This window comes from Candidatus Lokiarchaeota archaeon, from assembly GCA_014730275.1.
Classification (GTDB): Archaea; Asgardarchaeota; Thorarchaeia; order Thorarchaeales; family Thorarchaeaceae; genus WJIL01.
Genome location: WJIL01000130.1, coordinates 15869 through 30057, shown reverse-complemented (window position 1 = coordinate 30057; position 14189 = coordinate 15869). Strand labels below are relative to the sequence as shown.

Annotated in this window: 16 protein-coding genes; 10 read left to right on the top strand and 6 right to left on the bottom strand. The window is 45.8% G+C overall.

Annotation, left to right across the window (positions count from 1 at the left end; genetic code table 11):
- Nucleotides 1–21: 21 nt before the first annotated feature.
- From GF309_14075 to GF309_14040, 8 genes are all read left to right on the top strand, one after another.
- Nucleotides 22–999 (top strand): ATP-binding cassette domain-containing protein, encoded by a 978-nt coding sequence (locus GF309_14075; protein ID MBD3159904.1) that lies wholly within the window; start codon nt 22–24, stop codon nt 997–999.
- Complete coding sequence (locus GF309_14070; protein MBD3159903.1) at nt 992–1879, top strand: hypothetical protein; 888 nt, start codon at nt 992–994, stop codon at nt 1877–1879. The genes GF309_14075 and GF309_14070 overlap by 8 nt, the downstream gene beginning before the upstream one ends.
- A 5-nt stretch (nt 1880–1884) precedes the next feature.
- The gene (locus GF309_14065; protein ID MBD3159902.1) at nt 1885–2655 is read left to right on the top strand and encodes a hypothetical protein; all 771 of its coding nucleotides are present in this window, start codon (nt 1885–1887) and stop codon (nt 2653–2655) included.
- A gap of 398 nt (nt 2656–3053) precedes the next feature.
- Nucleotides 3054–3212, top strand: a complete 159-nt coding sequence (locus tag GF309_14060; protein MBD3159901.1) for a hypothetical protein — start codon at nt 3054–3056, stop codon at nt 3210–3212.
- Entirely contained in the window at nt 3205–3747 is a 543-nt protein-coding gene (locus GF309_14055; GenBank protein MBD3159900.1) for a hypothetical protein, read from the top strand. Before GF309_14060 ends, GF309_14055 begins: the two co-directional genes overlap by 8 nt.
- Nucleotides 3748–4055: 308 nt before the next feature.
- On the top strand, nt 4056–4310 hold the full coding sequence (locus tag GF309_14050) for an AbrB/MazE/SpoVT family DNA-binding domain-containing protein (protein ID MBD3159899.1): 255 nt from the start codon (nt 4056–4058) through the stop codon (nt 4308–4310).
- Nucleotides 4273–4728, top strand: coding sequence for a hypothetical protein (locus GF309_14045; protein MBD3159898.1), 456 nt, complete (start codon nt 4273–4275; stop codon nt 4726–4728). The genes GF309_14050 and GF309_14045 overlap by 38 nt, the downstream gene beginning before the upstream one ends.
- A gap of 59 nt (nt 4729–4787) precedes the next feature.
- Nucleotides 4788–5111, top strand: coding sequence for a hypothetical protein (locus GF309_14040; protein MBD3159897.1), 324 nt, complete (start codon nt 4788–4790; stop codon nt 5109–5111).
- A gap of 257 nt (nt 5112–5368) precedes the next feature.
- On the opposite strand, the gene GF309_14035 is transcribed toward GF309_14040, so the two are convergent.
- The 6 genes from GF309_14035 to GF309_14010 all read right to left on the bottom strand — a co-directional run bounded on the left by GF309_14035 (nt 5369) and on the right by GF309_14010 (nt 10141).
- Nucleotides 5369–5887: a PIN domain-containing protein gene (locus GF309_14035; GenBank protein MBD3159896.1), complete on the bottom strand. Its 519-nt coding sequence runs from the start codon at nt 5885–5887 to the stop codon at nt 5369–5371.
- Nucleotides 5769–6005 carry a hypothetical protein gene (locus GF309_14030; protein MBD3159895.1) on the bottom strand — a complete coding sequence of 79 codons (237 nt, stop codon included), beginning with the start codon at nt 6003–6005 and terminating at the stop codon, nt 5769–5771. The genes GF309_14035 and GF309_14030 overlap by 119 nt, the downstream gene beginning before the upstream one ends.
- A 348-nt stretch (nt 6006–6353) precedes the next feature.
- Nucleotides 6354–6719, bottom strand: coding sequence for a type II toxin-antitoxin system death-on-curing family toxin (locus tag GF309_14025; protein ID MBD3159894.1), 366 nt, complete (start codon nt 6717–6719; stop codon nt 6354–6356).
- A gap of 53 nt (nt 6720–6772) precedes the next feature.
- On the bottom strand, nt 6773–7042 hold the full coding sequence (locus GF309_14020; GenBank protein MBD3159893.1) for a hypothetical protein: 270 nt from the start codon (nt 7040–7042) through the stop codon (nt 6773–6775).
- A 40-nt stretch (nt 7043–7082) separates the two neighbouring features.
- Complete coding sequence (locus tag GF309_14015; GenBank protein MBD3159892.1) at nt 7083–8114, bottom strand: hypothetical protein; 1032 nt, start codon at nt 8112–8114, stop codon at nt 7083–7085.
- Nucleotides 8115–8440: 326 nt separating this feature from the next.
- Nucleotides 8441–10141: a transposase gene (locus GF309_14010; protein ID MBD3159891.1), complete on the bottom strand. Its 1701-nt coding sequence runs from the start codon at nt 10139–10141 to the stop codon at nt 8441–8443.
- A 257-nt stretch (nt 10142–10398) separates the two neighbouring features.
- On the opposite strand from GF309_14010, the gene GF309_14005 reads away from it, so the two are divergent.
- Both GF309_14005 and GF309_14000 read left to right on the top strand, forming a co-directional pair.
- Entirely contained in the window at nt 10399–11145 is a 747-nt protein-coding gene (locus tag GF309_14005) for a hypothetical protein (GenBank protein MBD3159890.1), read from the top strand.
- 128 nt (nt 11146–11273) lie between these two features.
- Nucleotides 11274–13886, top strand: a complete 2613-nt coding sequence (locus tag GF309_14000; protein MBD3159889.1) for a hypothetical protein — start codon at nt 11274–11276, stop codon at nt 13884–13886.
- Nucleotides 13887–14189: the final 303 nt, after the last annotated feature.

Genomic DNA, 14189 nt, shown 5'->3' with positions numbered 1-14189 from the left:
AGAAAGTGATGGTGACATATAATGAATAAACAAGAAAGTAGGCGTTATGATTCTCTACTCAAGCTCAAGGACCTGTCTAAGATCTATCGAAACATAACTCTTGATGGTTTCGTTCCTAGACAGAAACAGGTACGAGCGCTTGTGAGTATCTCTGGTTCTTTTGACGGCGGCATTCTTGGGCTAGTGGGGCCGAATGGTGCAGGGAAAACCACGCTAATCAAGATAATTGCGGGGTTGTTGCATCAATCTTTTGGTAATCTTGAAGTCCTCGGTTATGATCCATGGTCAGAATCGACAAGAATGAAGGCAGAAATGGGCTTCCTACTTGAAGAACCACAGTATCCCCCGCTAAGCGGGCGGAAATACCTGAAGTATATATGTGAAATAAGAGGGTTTGACGGAAGCTCGGCTGAGAAGGAAACAGAGAGTCTCTTGAATCAAGTTGGGATGTCGGGCGCTCAAAACAGAAAAATCTCAACGTATTCAGCAGGAATGCGTAGACGTCTGGGTCTCGCTGTATCGCTGGTTGGATCGCCACGTTTTGTGGTTTTGGATGAGCCAACAAAATCTCTTGACCCTGATGGGCGAAGACTGTTCATGGAAACGGTGAATCAATATTACAAGGAGCATAACACTAGTTTTCTCATCTCAAGTCATATCTTGGCTGACTTGGAGCAAATCTGTACGAACGCATGGATCATCTCGAAAGGAGAAATCATAACAGCTGGGACCATGGCAGAAATTGGTGAAATCAAACGACCGACCAGATTTCTGGTAGAGGTGGATAAACCGGAGGTGCTCTACAATTATCTCCAAGAGAATGGCTCCCTTAAAGAAGTAACAAGAGATGGACACCGATTGTATATCAAGGGTGAAGAGAAAAGCCTCTTCGATCTGGTTTCGAGGGGAGTACAATACCATGGCCTAACCATGCAGAGATTTGAACCTGTAAAAGGAGAACTAGAACGAATTATGTTCGGAGACGATGATGATGACTGATATGAGCAAGCTGAGGAAGCTGGGAACAAGGCTGCGGTCGTCACTGAGATCGTTTTTAGCTCTGATGAAAATAACCCTTTCTCACAGTATCAGCGGGCTGTTTCTGATAGCATTAGGATTCATTATAGTTTGGGGCCTCTGGGACATCTTCCGGAGTCTACCTGGTTTCATGGAGAATCACATAATCCGGATAGGTAATTATGACATGCCAAGTGATGCTATGTACGGCCTAGCGTACAGCATGCGATCGATTCAGTTTTCGATTCAGAATCTTATTCTTCCATCTCAGACCTTTGTTATATTCCATGCCCTGACCGATACCATAGAAGCGGAAGATAAGACATTGATGACTCAACCAATCAGTAGTCGAGTTCTCTCTATCACACGGTTTCTCGCTGCCGTTGGTCCTATAATTGTATGTCGTTTAGGTCTATTAGTACTAGCAATTTTAACCTATTCAATAAACATCGCATCCGTGAATCTTGATTTTTCTCTGTTGCTTATTCAGACGATGGGGATTCCGATATTCGTCTATCTAATCCATGATGTCTTCCTGTTTTCTTTCGCCTACTTGTTGGGGAAACTACTCAGGAACCCAATCCTTGGAGCGGTGGCAGCTTATATGATGTTCTTCCCATCCCCTCTTTCCAATTACTTAGATACGATACCTATGGAAGGAGCTGGACTTCGACATTCAGAGTTCCGTGTGCTATATATATTCTATCAGCCCATATTCAACACGAGAGGCGCAAGATCGGTATGGAATTTGATGGAAGTCCCCATAGCAGCACTCAGAGTAGTAGTCAATATTTGGATTATTGGAAGCATATTGTTCATTGTAATGGTTACAGAAATCCACAGAAGAATACTCTTGAGATGAAATCGATGGGGCGTATCAAGCTAACAGGGCGCAAGGCATTCATACTGGCCAAGAGCACAGAGTGTTTCAAGTTCGCGGGTGTCGCGGTAGCGATACTATGGATTATCAGGGCGGTTGTGTATTTCGAATTCCCCTTTGGGGGTTCGTCCCCGTATTTGGGAATGATTCTCCAAATTGAATTCATGCAGGGTGGAACCTTCCTCATGGTCCAGCTCATATTTACGGGTCTCTTTTACCAGCTGTTCCTCTCAGAAAAACAGAACAAGATTGAAACCACACTATTGCAGCAACCCATTTCAAAACGGCTTCTTATTGGAACCAAGATAGTAGTTCTTTCCTTGGTGATATCGCTCTTTGAGGGGGGGCTCCTGATGCAATACTACCTCCTTTCTGCCATCGCGATTGACATCCTTTCAATTGGATTTGCGATGGTGGTTCTCCATTTAACTAGCTTATTTCTTGTTACCGGAATCGGTTTCCTGTTGTATGTCCTTCCTGGACGAGGAATCGAAAAAATGATAGTGCACGTGTTTATGGTATTTTTGCTTTACATCCCGAATGTTTTTTTGGGCTTTGAAAGTGGTGGTCTATTCCATTTTTTGCTCCCCCTTTTGTCCATCTCCTTACCTGACGCTCAGAAAGCGTTGCTTGAAGCGTTTCTCATGACAAATATCAGTCCCTCTATAATGCCGCTTATTTCCAGCTTTGGATTCTTTCTCACTGCCGGGCTGGTTTTTTCACTAGTCATCAAATACACTGAGATCCCCGTTAAGTAGGAAGTCATCAGTATCTACGAGAAGCAACTGCAGAAATGGGACGATGATGATCTGCGACGAGAGCTCGAAGTGGCAAACAACCTGCTGAAACAAATCGAAAACCGCAAGTAGAAAAACGGTATCTCAGCTCAGCAGTGTAAAACATATGCAAAATATAGAGGGTGCTCAACAGCGCACATGAAAGGGAGATTCAGTTTCTTGAGTAACCTGCGTTGCACTGCTAACCCAGCACGGTTTTGTATCTCTCGCTTTGGTGTTTGTAAGGAGGAAAGCACATGATGTGTCTGATAGAAAGCCAAAGTCTCTCTTCATTTTCGAGTCTATAAGTAAAGGAGGTATTGGAACACTATGAAAAGGAGAATATATGAGGACTCGTTTAGAATAATAGATGAGATTGAATGAAATCAGTAAGGGACAGTGTCAGAGAACGGCGTGAGAGGGATCAAATTAAGACAGCTAAGAGAGCCAGACATTTCACAGGCCTTGAGACCTTGATCCTCGGAATCAGAATGTCAAACCTAGCTTTGAAGATGGCAGGTGCAAGAGATAGTGGATGATATTGTTGAAGTGCTACGCCTCGTATGTGGTTATCTAAATGAAAATGACATGGCATATGTCATAGTTGGTGGAATTGCGGTGATGTACCACGGCGTGCCAAGAACCACAGTGGATATTGATTTCATTCTGAAATTGGAGAACTATGAAATCGACCAGTTCGCCTCTTTCCTGGAATCTGAAGGCTTTGATGTTTCGAAAAAAGACCTGACTGATGCCTTGAGAGAGGGTACTCATTGCACCGTCTTTGTTGGAGATGGGTTGCTCAGACTCGATCTTCAAGGGATAAGCTCCCAGTTTGACAAAATGACTCTTGAGAGAAGAGTTTCTGTGGAGTTTGCGGGGGTGAAGGTGTACTTGGGTTCCGCAGAAGACACTCTCATCAACAAAATACTCTTCCGGGGAGAACAGGACCTTCGTGATGCACGAGGAATTCTTGTTAGAAATGAGGAGGACTTGGATTACAGCTATATTGAGATGATGTGCAAGAATCTTGATATCTACGAAGAGTGGATTGAATTTCAAGAACCCCAATGAAAAATGAACAGGGTACCCGACAGGGTCGCATGGCATATCCCTGTTCCTCTAACCCCGCTCGTCTGTACCTCAAGTCGGCTCGCAATTATCATTACATTCTGTAGGCTTCTCGTTTTTGATTTCTCGAAAACTTAAGTCTATGCAACTTAAACAATCACTTCGTTTGTATGTTCTACGGATTTTGGAAAACCATGGTTTCTAAACCAAAGAATGCTTGTGCTGATACTCGTTTGTTACCATGAGTTTAAATCCATATTCAGTATATTATATCTTAATCCGGTAAAAATACCTTGTTCAGGTGAATAAATATGGGCCTGACAACTGAAAGTCGCATCGGAAAGAAATACACAATTTACCTTCCACGAGAAGTCGTCGAAGAGACCGAGGTGGAGGAGGGAATGAAAATCCTCATCAGGGTCGAGGGAAACCAAATCATCATCGAGCCCCTCCCCGACCCAGTAACTCTGGCTGTTAAAGGAGAGAAATTCGCGACCATGACACTTGAGGAGATGGAGGGCATAAGCCGTGAAGAGCAATCGAAGTATACCAAGGATTCTGCTTGACACATCGTTCCTTCTTCCAACGTTTGGTATTTCTGTCACAGATGAAGTCATAAAGGCGCTTTCTTCACTGGATTTCGAGCAACAATCAATATTCTACTCAGACCCAAGTATGCTAGAAACTACCTGGTTCGCCATCAGGCAAATGAAGAGAGACAAGTACAAGAAAGAGGTATTCAGACGGGGTATGTTGAGTATTACCAGGACAGGGATGTACCAAGTACTCCATGCTAGTGCTGAAGACCATATGCTTGCACTTGGACTCTATCAGAAGGGTCATACAGACATGATTGACAATCTTCTGTATGCAATTTCTCTCAGAAATAACTGCGCATTTCTCAGCATCGATAACGAGTTCAAGATGTTCATCGATGAAGCAGGATTGCAGGATATCATTGTTACACCACGTGATATTGGATGAATTCTCTATTCTGATAGGATTTAGATTATGGGAACAATCTTACCAACCACAAATACGTGATGCGGAAAATCGAGGAACTCGTTCCGAACATCATCTTTGCTGAACTAGGAAAGGAAGGTGGAGCTGACCTGTTGAAGCACAAAATCCAGTATCATCGAAAACAGGCGGCGTCAGATCCCGTCGAAGAAATACATCTGGCTGAAACACTGGTGGAATATGCTGAGGCGTTATGGGAAAATGGTAAATCCGCTCCAGCGGAAAGGCGCGTGGGAGAAGCAATCGGTATCTACGAAGGATACCTAGAGAAATGGGACAGTGATAGTATTCGTGCTGAACTCGAAACGGCGAAAGAGTTGCTAAAGCAAATCGAAAACGCCGAATAGAAAGACGGCATCTCAGCTCAGCCTTGTAATCATCTGCAATATTTTGTAAAATATAGAGGGTGCTCAACAGTGCCAGGAGGGCAAACTCCCTGTTCTCTAACCTGCCCGCGGGCCCGATACTTCAGCTGCTCTACCTCTACGGGTAGAAACGTAGGAGGTGAGTGATAGAGAATGAGAATAACTCTCATTCGCTTCCATCCACAGCTTCCGCTACGGATACATCATAGCCTCTTGGACGCTTCTTAGTTCAAAGGAATCTAATATGTTTCAACTTGGAGGCCTTCGAACAACTCAAAGTGTTTCAGATTGCGTGTTACTATGGGCTCCTCATTCTGAAGAGCAATTCCCGCAATTTGTCCATCTATGGGGTCAGTAATTTTCCCATTCTTTCGAAGTATACCTGTCTCTATTCCTGCTCGCCATGCACAATCAGTATCAAGGGGAATAACTTGAAACCCTGTGAGGATGTCGTCGATTTTTTCCTGCTCTTGTGTTGGAAGGTCAGCTAATGCAACGCCAACTGCCAGCTCCATGACGGTAGGCGATGCAATATACTGTAGGCGATTGTTCTCCCTAATCTCAGCCAGCTTTTTCAAAGCTTCTTCATGTTCCCTCATGAGATCTATCACAAAAGATGAGTCAGCTATCAAGGCAATCTCAACCCACCATCTCTTCCATGCTCTCAAACCAGATTTTGCCTCGCTCTTTCCGAAATGTGTCCATTGCATCTGATAGCCTTTCAACTGATTCCTTGGAAATACATCCGACAAAAGCATCAAGCGACCGTCTACTTGCTAGTCTGATGACAACTTGACTGAAGCTCTCGTTCTCTTTCTTGGCATTCTTGAGAATCTCGTATGCTTCCTCCGAGAGCGAAATTGTTTTGTATGCCATTTTGTTCACATTCTGTGTATATATGTGCATGAAGCAATTTAAACTCATGCCTTGAAGCCGACGGGAACGCACGATATGGCTACTCAAGAAAATTGAAAATAGTCAGTAGAAAGACGGCATCTCAGCTTAACGTTGTAATCATCTGCAATATTTTGTAAAATATAGAGGGTGCTCAACAGTGCCAGTTGGGTAAACTCCCTGTTCTCTAACCTGCCCGCGGGCCCGATACTTCAGCTGCTCTACCTCTACGAGGTAGAAACGTAGGAGGTGATTATCAAAGCGACAAATACGCTCATCTATTGGATGTTCAAGGGGAGAATTTCATGGGCAAAGAGTGTTCATTCATAATTATTCTGAAGAGACTGAAACTGCATGCTTTCTTAGCCATGCGGCGCTAGCATCGATTTCAACCCCTCCTTTTGCAATTGAAATACACATTTCTTCAGCATCATCAATGTCTATCATTAAGTAATGACCATTGAAAGCAAGAAAAAGCGCAGTAGTCAGCCATCCCGTTCTTTTATTACCATCAACAAATGGATGTTTGTCGATTATGCAATGCAACAAGGCCGCAGCCTTTTTCCAAATGGAGGGATATGGATCAAATCCGTAGTATTGCTTGACTGGGATTTCCAAACAATCAACCAAGTCTGATCTACATAAGATTCCAGACTCACCTCCGTACCGTTCCAGAGATTGTTCATTTATTCTCATTACCTGACTTATCGATAATAATTTCAAACAGAACTGCCCTCTCTAATGGACGACTAACCAGCTAATCTTCTGAGCAGCTCATCATATTCTTCAAATGCCTTCTCAAGGGCTTCTTCAAACTCATCATTAGGAATTTGCGAATCTATTCTACGAGGTGTCGTAGTCTTTATTGGGACTCTAATAGACACCCGGTGAATGGAGTCAACTCCAGTTGTTTCAATTTCAGAACTCATTTCTGCTGAAGTGGAGTCCAACATCTGAGAGGCAGAGGTAAGGCCTGATGTACCATCTTCTGGATTTTCTTCAATCTCTTCATATGACATTTATTGGCCACCTCTTGTGTTATTATCAAGTGATTTTCTACTAAATCTTTTCATTCTGGAACCATCCTTCCTCTAGCACTCGTTCTTGATACCCAATGGTAGGTTGAGGAACAGCAGGAGGTTTTATTTCGACACGATTTATTTCCTTTTTCGTTCTAAATACATGGGTCAATCCAGTGGTTTCAATAATAGCTCTATTCAATTCAGCAACAGCTGAGTCCCCCTCATTAAGTTCCGATTCTGGATGGTAGGGCTGATTCAATAGCAGAGCTTGAACATATAGACTAAAAAGTTTCATCACCAGTTGTTCTGTCGCCAAATCTTCCTCTTCGATATTGAGTTCAAACGTTTCGATTGCTTCTCGGCGCCCCATCAAATAGTTATGTGAGAATCGCTCCTGTGTTAGGACCTTAACAGTTTTGTCAATTTGGTCCTCATCATCCATATGCATTGATAAAAGGGATTCTCCAAAAAATGATATCTGCTGCCTGGATCGATATACTGACCCAAGTGCAATGGGGTGAACCTTATTTGTAAGTTCTTTAAAAACTTCCAACCTAGATTTTTCACTCTTTAGGTCGAAAGATTTTTCGGCTAAGCCAAGAAAACCCATTACGTCCTCTACCGAAATTGGAACTTGTCGCGTGTTGCCCTTTGGGGCACCAGGGACTTGAAGTATTGGAGCAAAAGGTGTTCCAACTGATGGGTCTATAGGACTCAAAAGCCCCAATCTAGTCATAAATATGCTATCTGCACCCAAAGCGATTAGTGTCGCGCAGCTGAGAGCCTTAGAGGGGATAATAATTCTGAATTCATCGGTGAACTCCCTAATCAGATTGACCAAAGCAAAACCAGCCATGGTGATTCCCCCTGTACTATAGAGCATCAAATCAATGCGATTCTGTTTTCCCATTTTTGTTAGATGTTTACTAAGAGGGGTTAGAATATCACTAGCAATTTTTGTTTCAGCGTTTCTTCGGTCACCCAAAATACAAACTATTAATCGAGATTTGCGAGTGTCTTCAATCTCCTCTATTAGCCGTAACCGATTCTTCTTCAATGCTGTGGACATAAACCTTCAATTAATTCATTGAGTCGAACATAAATAAACCTCTTCAATATGCTATTTAACTTGGAATGAATAAGGAAGAATGTCAAAAATTCTGTAATACTTGTCAATCTACGCCGGCCTTAGTCGAAAATCAGAAATCGACACAGGGAATACATGAAACATGTTACTTAACCAATATGGCTCTTTCCACCGAATCGTAACAAGGTCCGACCTGTCTGTGGGAGAACGGAGAATACAATTCCTTGAAGGCAAGAATTACTCTCACGTTCTTCCCCGTCCCATCGATTTAGAGTGAGTGAAATCCACTGTATCATCAACTTCCGTGTTCAGCCCTTCTCGTGACTGCCGTCACCGGGGAATAGCGGTATCTCACCCGCTATTTGTTCACGAGCTTTGTCTGGTGTCCCAGGAACATTGTTCCTCTTCCAGAACGTAGCCTCAGTCCGCTGCACGTTATTGCCACGAGTGCCAGCTGCCTTGTGAGCCTCAGTAGCGGCAGGCGGTTGTTCCACAGTTTTTGCCATGGCGGGGTCGGTACCGCTCCCAACCGACTCGAGAGTCAGCTGTTCATAGCGGTCAGCCACGGACGCCCCGTCAGACGGGACTGGCGTTCCCTGGGGGCGTGAGGACTTCCCATAAGAGCGTGTGCTCCTCCGGGTCTTTGGGGCGCCCTCGGAATCCGAGAGCCACATCCCTAGTCCTGCCTCATCCCGAAGTGAAGGAATGAGCGTAATCAAACGCTTGGCGATGTTGATCGCTGCGTTCTTGTCTGCGTTGTCGCGATATCCACAGGTGTCACAGAGAAAGAAGCTCTGCTTGGGCCGAAGACCGGTAGTGCCACACTTATGACAGGTGATGCTCGTCCACGCTTCTGATACTGCACGAACACGCACCGGCGGAAAGCCTTCCATACTGAGCTTGTGCTTCAGGGCTTTGGTTAACCGTGCAAACGACCACCTATTGATCATCTTGCGGAACGCACGGGAAGTCCCATTTCCGCGCCTAGCCCTGTTTCGAATGCCCTTGAGTCGGCCAATCGCCACATGGATGTCATACGATGTAGCAAGCTCTAGAATATGGTCTGTTAACACCCGAACCAACTTCCGGTCGTAGTCCTTGCTGATGTCATTACGCTTGGTTCGAATCTCATCCAGTCGACCAAGGACACCATCTACAGAGTCCCCATCGGCACGTAGCTTCTCCATCTTACGCTGGAGACTGGCGACCATATCATCATATCTCTCGATTTCCTCGGCTTTCTCATGCTGTGTCCAGTACCTAACCTGCTTGAGACCATCTGGAGTAAGCACAGCCGAGCAGACAGCTTTCTTGATGCCAAGATCGATACCGATGACTGCAGGCGGATTCTCTGACATATCAACTGGCTCGGGATGCAACCTGACCTTGAACAGCACCCACCACTTCCGATTGCCGTCTTTCACAATCTGCACGGATTTCAAGTCCCCCTCATCTATACGATTAAGATGATAGGAGTTGGGACTGAGCGGAATCACCAGCCTGTCATGCCGGCGTCTCCCCTCCCGTACAGAATCCAGCGAGTCCCGCAAGTCCAGCCAGTGCTTGATTTCATTCTCAGGAGTATATACAAACTCAAAGCGCTGTTTGAAGATATGCCGGGGAAGCTTGCACGGACTGTACCCCTCAGCTTTCAGGGGTTTGCTCTCCCCTCGCTCAAGATAGACCTTCCACATCCCAATAGCTGTTTCCCGGCATTCCTGCAGTTCATTGGTAGAAATGTTCGGGAACCGTTTCTTGAAGTCATGTGGAACCGATGGCCTATTCTTTGTCCGCAGGGTTAGTTTGTCGATCTCACCGGCATCAATCCGCGTCTTCCGTTTGCCAACCAAGAGCTTCTCTTCGTATCGCTCTATGATACCAAGATAGGCCTTGATAACACGGGTATCTCTACTGGTGATGCGAGATAGGCGATTCTTCTGCCTTTTAGTCATGACTCCCCATCTGATGGGAACCTTGACCGTTATCGTTACACCGCTAGAGCGACCCATCTGCTTCACCAATGCCTAATAAACTTCCGACCTGTTGAAAGTAGAGTGAATTTCACTCAATGGACAATATCGGAAGTTCATTGTTAATCTCCACTAACGAGTAGAGTATGTTGCCTAATAAACTTATTAACACTAATTAATAACTATTCTAGAAAGAGCTTTTAGACGGCGAATTTTTAAGCTAGAATGGAAATAGTAAAAGGGAAATACCCGCGCTTTTCGTCATAACGGAGAGGGCCTGAGAGACGGCGTTTAACGTGTATCCTGATGATCCTGCCAAGGTAATCGTAAAGGCTGAATTAGTTGGCCTTAGAGCTCTGGTGGATTTGCTCAGGGAGCGTGTCAACAAGGACACCAAAGACATCCACACAAGGGCACTCAGCAAATTGAGGGGAGCAACGAACGAGTGGAGAATAGGCAAGCAGAAAGGAAATCCAAACTTCTTCCCAGTTACCAAACAAGAAAAGTACCTCCGTTTTGATGAGCTTGACTTCATATGGCAGAGTACGGCCAGATACGGAAACACAGAGAACAAACGGATAAGAAGCGAGAAAGACGGGCCGGTCGGATATCTTAACAAGCTCCTCAACATACACGGGGCCATTCTACGAGATTATGCAGTTTGTCTGTATCCCATGCCCACACCGGAGGAGATTGGCCAAAGAGGTACTGTGCCAATCTGGGGATATGAAGGAAACAACAAGCTTGGTTCAGTCGAGACAGCCCATGGTCCCACCCTCCCAGAGCTCGATTTCATTGATATGATACGATCTCACGGACGTAATCTCTGCGCTAAGGCCTTCATTTCCAGAGTTGACCCCAAAGAGTTCAGCAAGTATGCATTACTCCAAGTAAGAAGATTGTCAGCGTTCTTGGATTATGTCTATACGGGAGGGGACGCAGGTCACTGGGGGTTCAAGCGTCCACGCAATAGGGCAGCCAAGCGCCGCCAGCAGGGACCTCATGCTGATCAAATCCTGAGCGTACTTCTGGCAAGTACCTGAGTCGGGCGGTTCACCCGTTCTATGATTCTTCCTCCCATCGCCATTATGTGACTGACATAGTATGGGATCTTCCATTGCGACCGTATGCATTCCCTCAGAAAGCCCCCTTGCTTGACGATGTCAGAATCATGATTGAGCATTCGGAGGAAAGAGTAATTTCCTATTTCGCGCAAGTGCCACCTCTGGAAGGCTGGACAGCCCGGTTCAGAAGTAAGCAATGGGGCGAAAGGGAGAAATCATCGAAGGGTACAGGCCTCGGTAGAGGACTGCTAACTGCTGACAGCCTCATACATGATAGGAATAACAGAGACCTCCGCCTTGATCTCCTGTATGACTCACTAGAACTCGTGCCGTTCCTTCGAAAAGAACTGCAACAGGATGAGAAAAGCAAGTACCAATTCACACCACTATCAGTAGAATTTCGGACGGCAGGACCCTCCAACCCGGGAGGTATCATGTCCAGGGTTAGGTACAGGGTACGAATCAAAGCGAAAGGGTATGGCAAAAGCTACGCCGAGAACCTTCAGATCATACCAGAGAGAGAAATCACCCGAGCAAGAAGATACAGGAATGATAAGCTACATGTCGAACCTGTTACCCAAATCTATAGACCTCCGGACGCAGCGAGACTCGTAATCCATAAAATCGACGAAGAAGAAGTTCAGCGGAAAGAGCTCCGTCGCTTACGGCGGACTGTGGCCTTTCTTTCTCGAAAAGTCAAAGGCGGAGATTATCTTTGGGAAAGATTGATGGTCACCCTATCAAGTTACCTGAAGAAAGCAACAAGAGATGAACCACTTGAAGCTTTGAAGAAGGTCGTCTCTATCCTGAAGAATGACGAGCTTTCAAATGATGTATGGAGGCTCCTTGAATGGCATCGTGAGAAACGATTGGGCGATGGACTCCTCCCCAAAGCTAGCAAAACATTGGATGATATTCTTGAAAGCAGGCCGCACATAGCAACGCTGTATGGTAATCATCTGTTCTTATTCCTGGTTGCAATCAGAGTTGTTCACCCGGAACTGGATGACGCTGATATAGAGACCCTCTGGGATGTTCTCCGTCCCTGGCAATTACATCATCTCGGATTCGAGCTCAGGGATAAGGAAACGCGCGAACGAATGATTCCCAAGTTCGGTGTGAGGAGTGTCTGGTCTAACCTGAACAAGCGTGCAAAGGAGCTTGTCGCGACTCCTGTACCTACACAGACCCAAGTTCGACACGGTCTCCTGCTGGACTGTGACGGGCAGGGGTGCTGGCTCTTTCTCCAAGATCGATATGATAAGACCAAGCTTGTAAGCGGCTATTGGGAAGACAGGATTCCGATGAATGTCAGGGGTGCATTCAGCTGGACTGCGAATGCGCACAATGTGATGGCCGCCAGTCTTGAGAAAGCGATGAGCACCGATTCTCTCCACAATATCATGGTCGCGACACTTGATAGAATTGAGTATTTATGGGTGTTCACGGACGGCGGATGGGAACTGTCAGGGGAAGTGACTATCATCCCTAGAAAGAGGGATGCCATCTCACAGATACGGGGCATGAGAATCGACTACGCGAGTAATTCCAATATCAAGCAGCCGCGGGGGTCAGCAGTACCCCCCGGATTGGAAGCACGGGTGAAAGGCAGACTCGAAGAGATTGCAGAGGACCTCACAGATGTCATCCCAGCAAAATGTATCCTTTCCATAGACGGGTTGGACTATCTTGTTGAGTTCGAGCACGAAGGTGAAACAGTTGATACACGACGGTTTCATCGGACCTCGGAAGTTCTATCACTTTTGCGTCGGCCGGTAGTAGATGGGATTCCCCTACAAAGCTCGGTCAATCCGAACCAGTACCTGACCTGGGACCCGTATCAAGACATCAAGTTTGAGCAGCTGCCACTTCTCAAGCCCTATGTCTTCCGCAAAGAACCGTATGTCGAAATTGATGCGCCGCTTCCCCTCACCTGTGCGGAACTGCTCAATGCCAAAGAAGAGCCCGTGAAGTTAACTGTAACCCACGCGGAGGAATACTGTCCGGTTCTTGAGGGGGTCAATCAACATGGAAGGTGCTGGATGGTACATGTTCCTAAATCTGTCAAAAATGAGCGATTACGCAATATATTCAGTGAATCTGTAGACACTCGTGATATCCTGAGCATGATGGAGTCGAAGAGGTTGATTTTTGAAAACCACCTTTACAACATCGAGCTTGGTTTCCAGCCAGACCCGAGCACGCGAGAGGGTATGGTTTTCAGGGAAGACTGGAGAATGGCGAAGATTCTTGGGCAAGAGCAAGTTCCCCTGGGATCGTTCAGGCAACTTGAGAACGAAATACTGCGCGGGAAAGTCCATCGATGGAAGGGTGCGCTGGAAATCTCTTTTGAGTCAAACATTACTGGAGATTGGAGAAACAAAATCAGACTCTTCACGTTCACAGAGATGATTGGACCAGAAGATGTCGATTCTTCGGTTGAGGTGGCAAAAGACAGGGTGAAGAAACCCGTCAAGTCCTATTTCAACTGTGACAAGGAAGTGTGGAAGAAGAAGCTGGTCAATCACAACTATGTGATGAGGAAAATCGAGGAGCTGATTCCAAAAATCATCTTCAAAGAACTAGGGGAGGAAGGTGGAGCTGACCTGTTGAAGCGAAAGGTGAAGTATCATCGGGAACTGACATCGGCAGACCCGCTCGAGCAAGGCGACCTTGCCGAGACCCTTGTTGAATATGCCCACGCTTTGTTGAAAGACTAGAAATCCTCTGAGGCAAGAAACCATGTGGAAGAAGCTATCAGTATCTACGAGAAGCAACTGGAGAAATGGGGAAATAACGCTACGAGACTGGAGCTCGAAGCAGCAAAAGAGTTGCTAAAGAAAATCGAAAACGCCGATTAGCCAGACGGCATGTTAACTCAGCATTGTAAAACATATGCAAAATATAGAGGGTGCTCAACAGTGTCAGGAGGGCAAACTCCCTGTTCCTCTAACCCCGCTCGTCTGTACCTCATGTACTCCCACTCTTAGAGTGGGAACGTAGGAGGTGATCCATCCGCAGCT

Excerpts from the sequence above, each read along its gene's own strand:
- GF309_14035 (MBD3159896.1), bottom strand. The coding sequence starts at position 5,887 with ATGCTTTTGTCGGATGTATTTCCAAGGAATCAGTTGAAAGGCTATCAG.
- GF309_14065 (MBD3159902.1), top strand. The coding sequence starts at position 1,885 with ATGGGGCGTATCAAGCTAACAGGGCGCAAGGCATTCATACTGGCCAAG.
- GF309_14010 (MBD3159891.1), bottom strand. The coding sequence starts at position 10,141 with ATGGGTCGCTCTAGCGGTGTAACGATAACGGTCAAGGTTCCCATCAGA.
- GF309_14030 (MBD3159895.1), bottom strand. The coding sequence starts at position 6,005 with ATGGCATACAAAACAATTTCGCTCTCGGAGGAAGCATACGAGATTCTC.
- GF309_14015 (MBD3159892.1), bottom strand. The coding sequence starts at position 8,114 with ATGTCCACAGCATTGAAGAAGAATCGGTTACGGCTAATAGAGGAGATT.
- GF309_14000 (MBD3159889.1), top strand. The coding sequence starts at position 11,274 with ATGATTGAGCATTCGGAGGAAAGAGTAATTTCCTATTTCGCGCAAGTG.
- GF309_14060 (MBD3159901.1), top strand. The coding sequence starts at position 3,054 with ATGAAATCAGTAAGGGACAGTGTCAGAGAACGGCGTGAGAGGGATCAA.
- GF309_14020 (MBD3159893.1), bottom strand. The coding sequence starts at position 7,042 with ATGTCATATGAAGAGATTGAAGAAAATCCAGAAGATGGTACATCAGGC.
- GF309_14025 (MBD3159894.1), bottom strand. The coding sequence starts at position 6,719 with ATGAGAATAAATGAACAATCTCTGGAACGGTACGGAGGTGAGTCTGGA.
- GF309_14040 (MBD3159897.1), top strand. The coding sequence starts at position 4,788 with ATGCGGAAAATCGAGGAACTCGTTCCGAACATCATCTTTGCTGAACTA.
- GF309_14070 (MBD3159903.1), top strand. The coding sequence starts at position 992 with ATGACTGATATGAGCAAGCTGAGGAAGCTGGGAACAAGGCTGCGGTCG.
- GF309_14075 (MBD3159904.1), top strand. The coding sequence starts at position 22 with ATGAATAAACAAGAAAGTAGGCGTTATGATTCTCTACTCAAGCTCAAG.
- GF309_14050 (MBD3159899.1), top strand. The coding sequence starts at position 4,056 with ATGGGCCTGACAACTGAAAGTCGCATCGGAAAGAAATACACAATTTAC.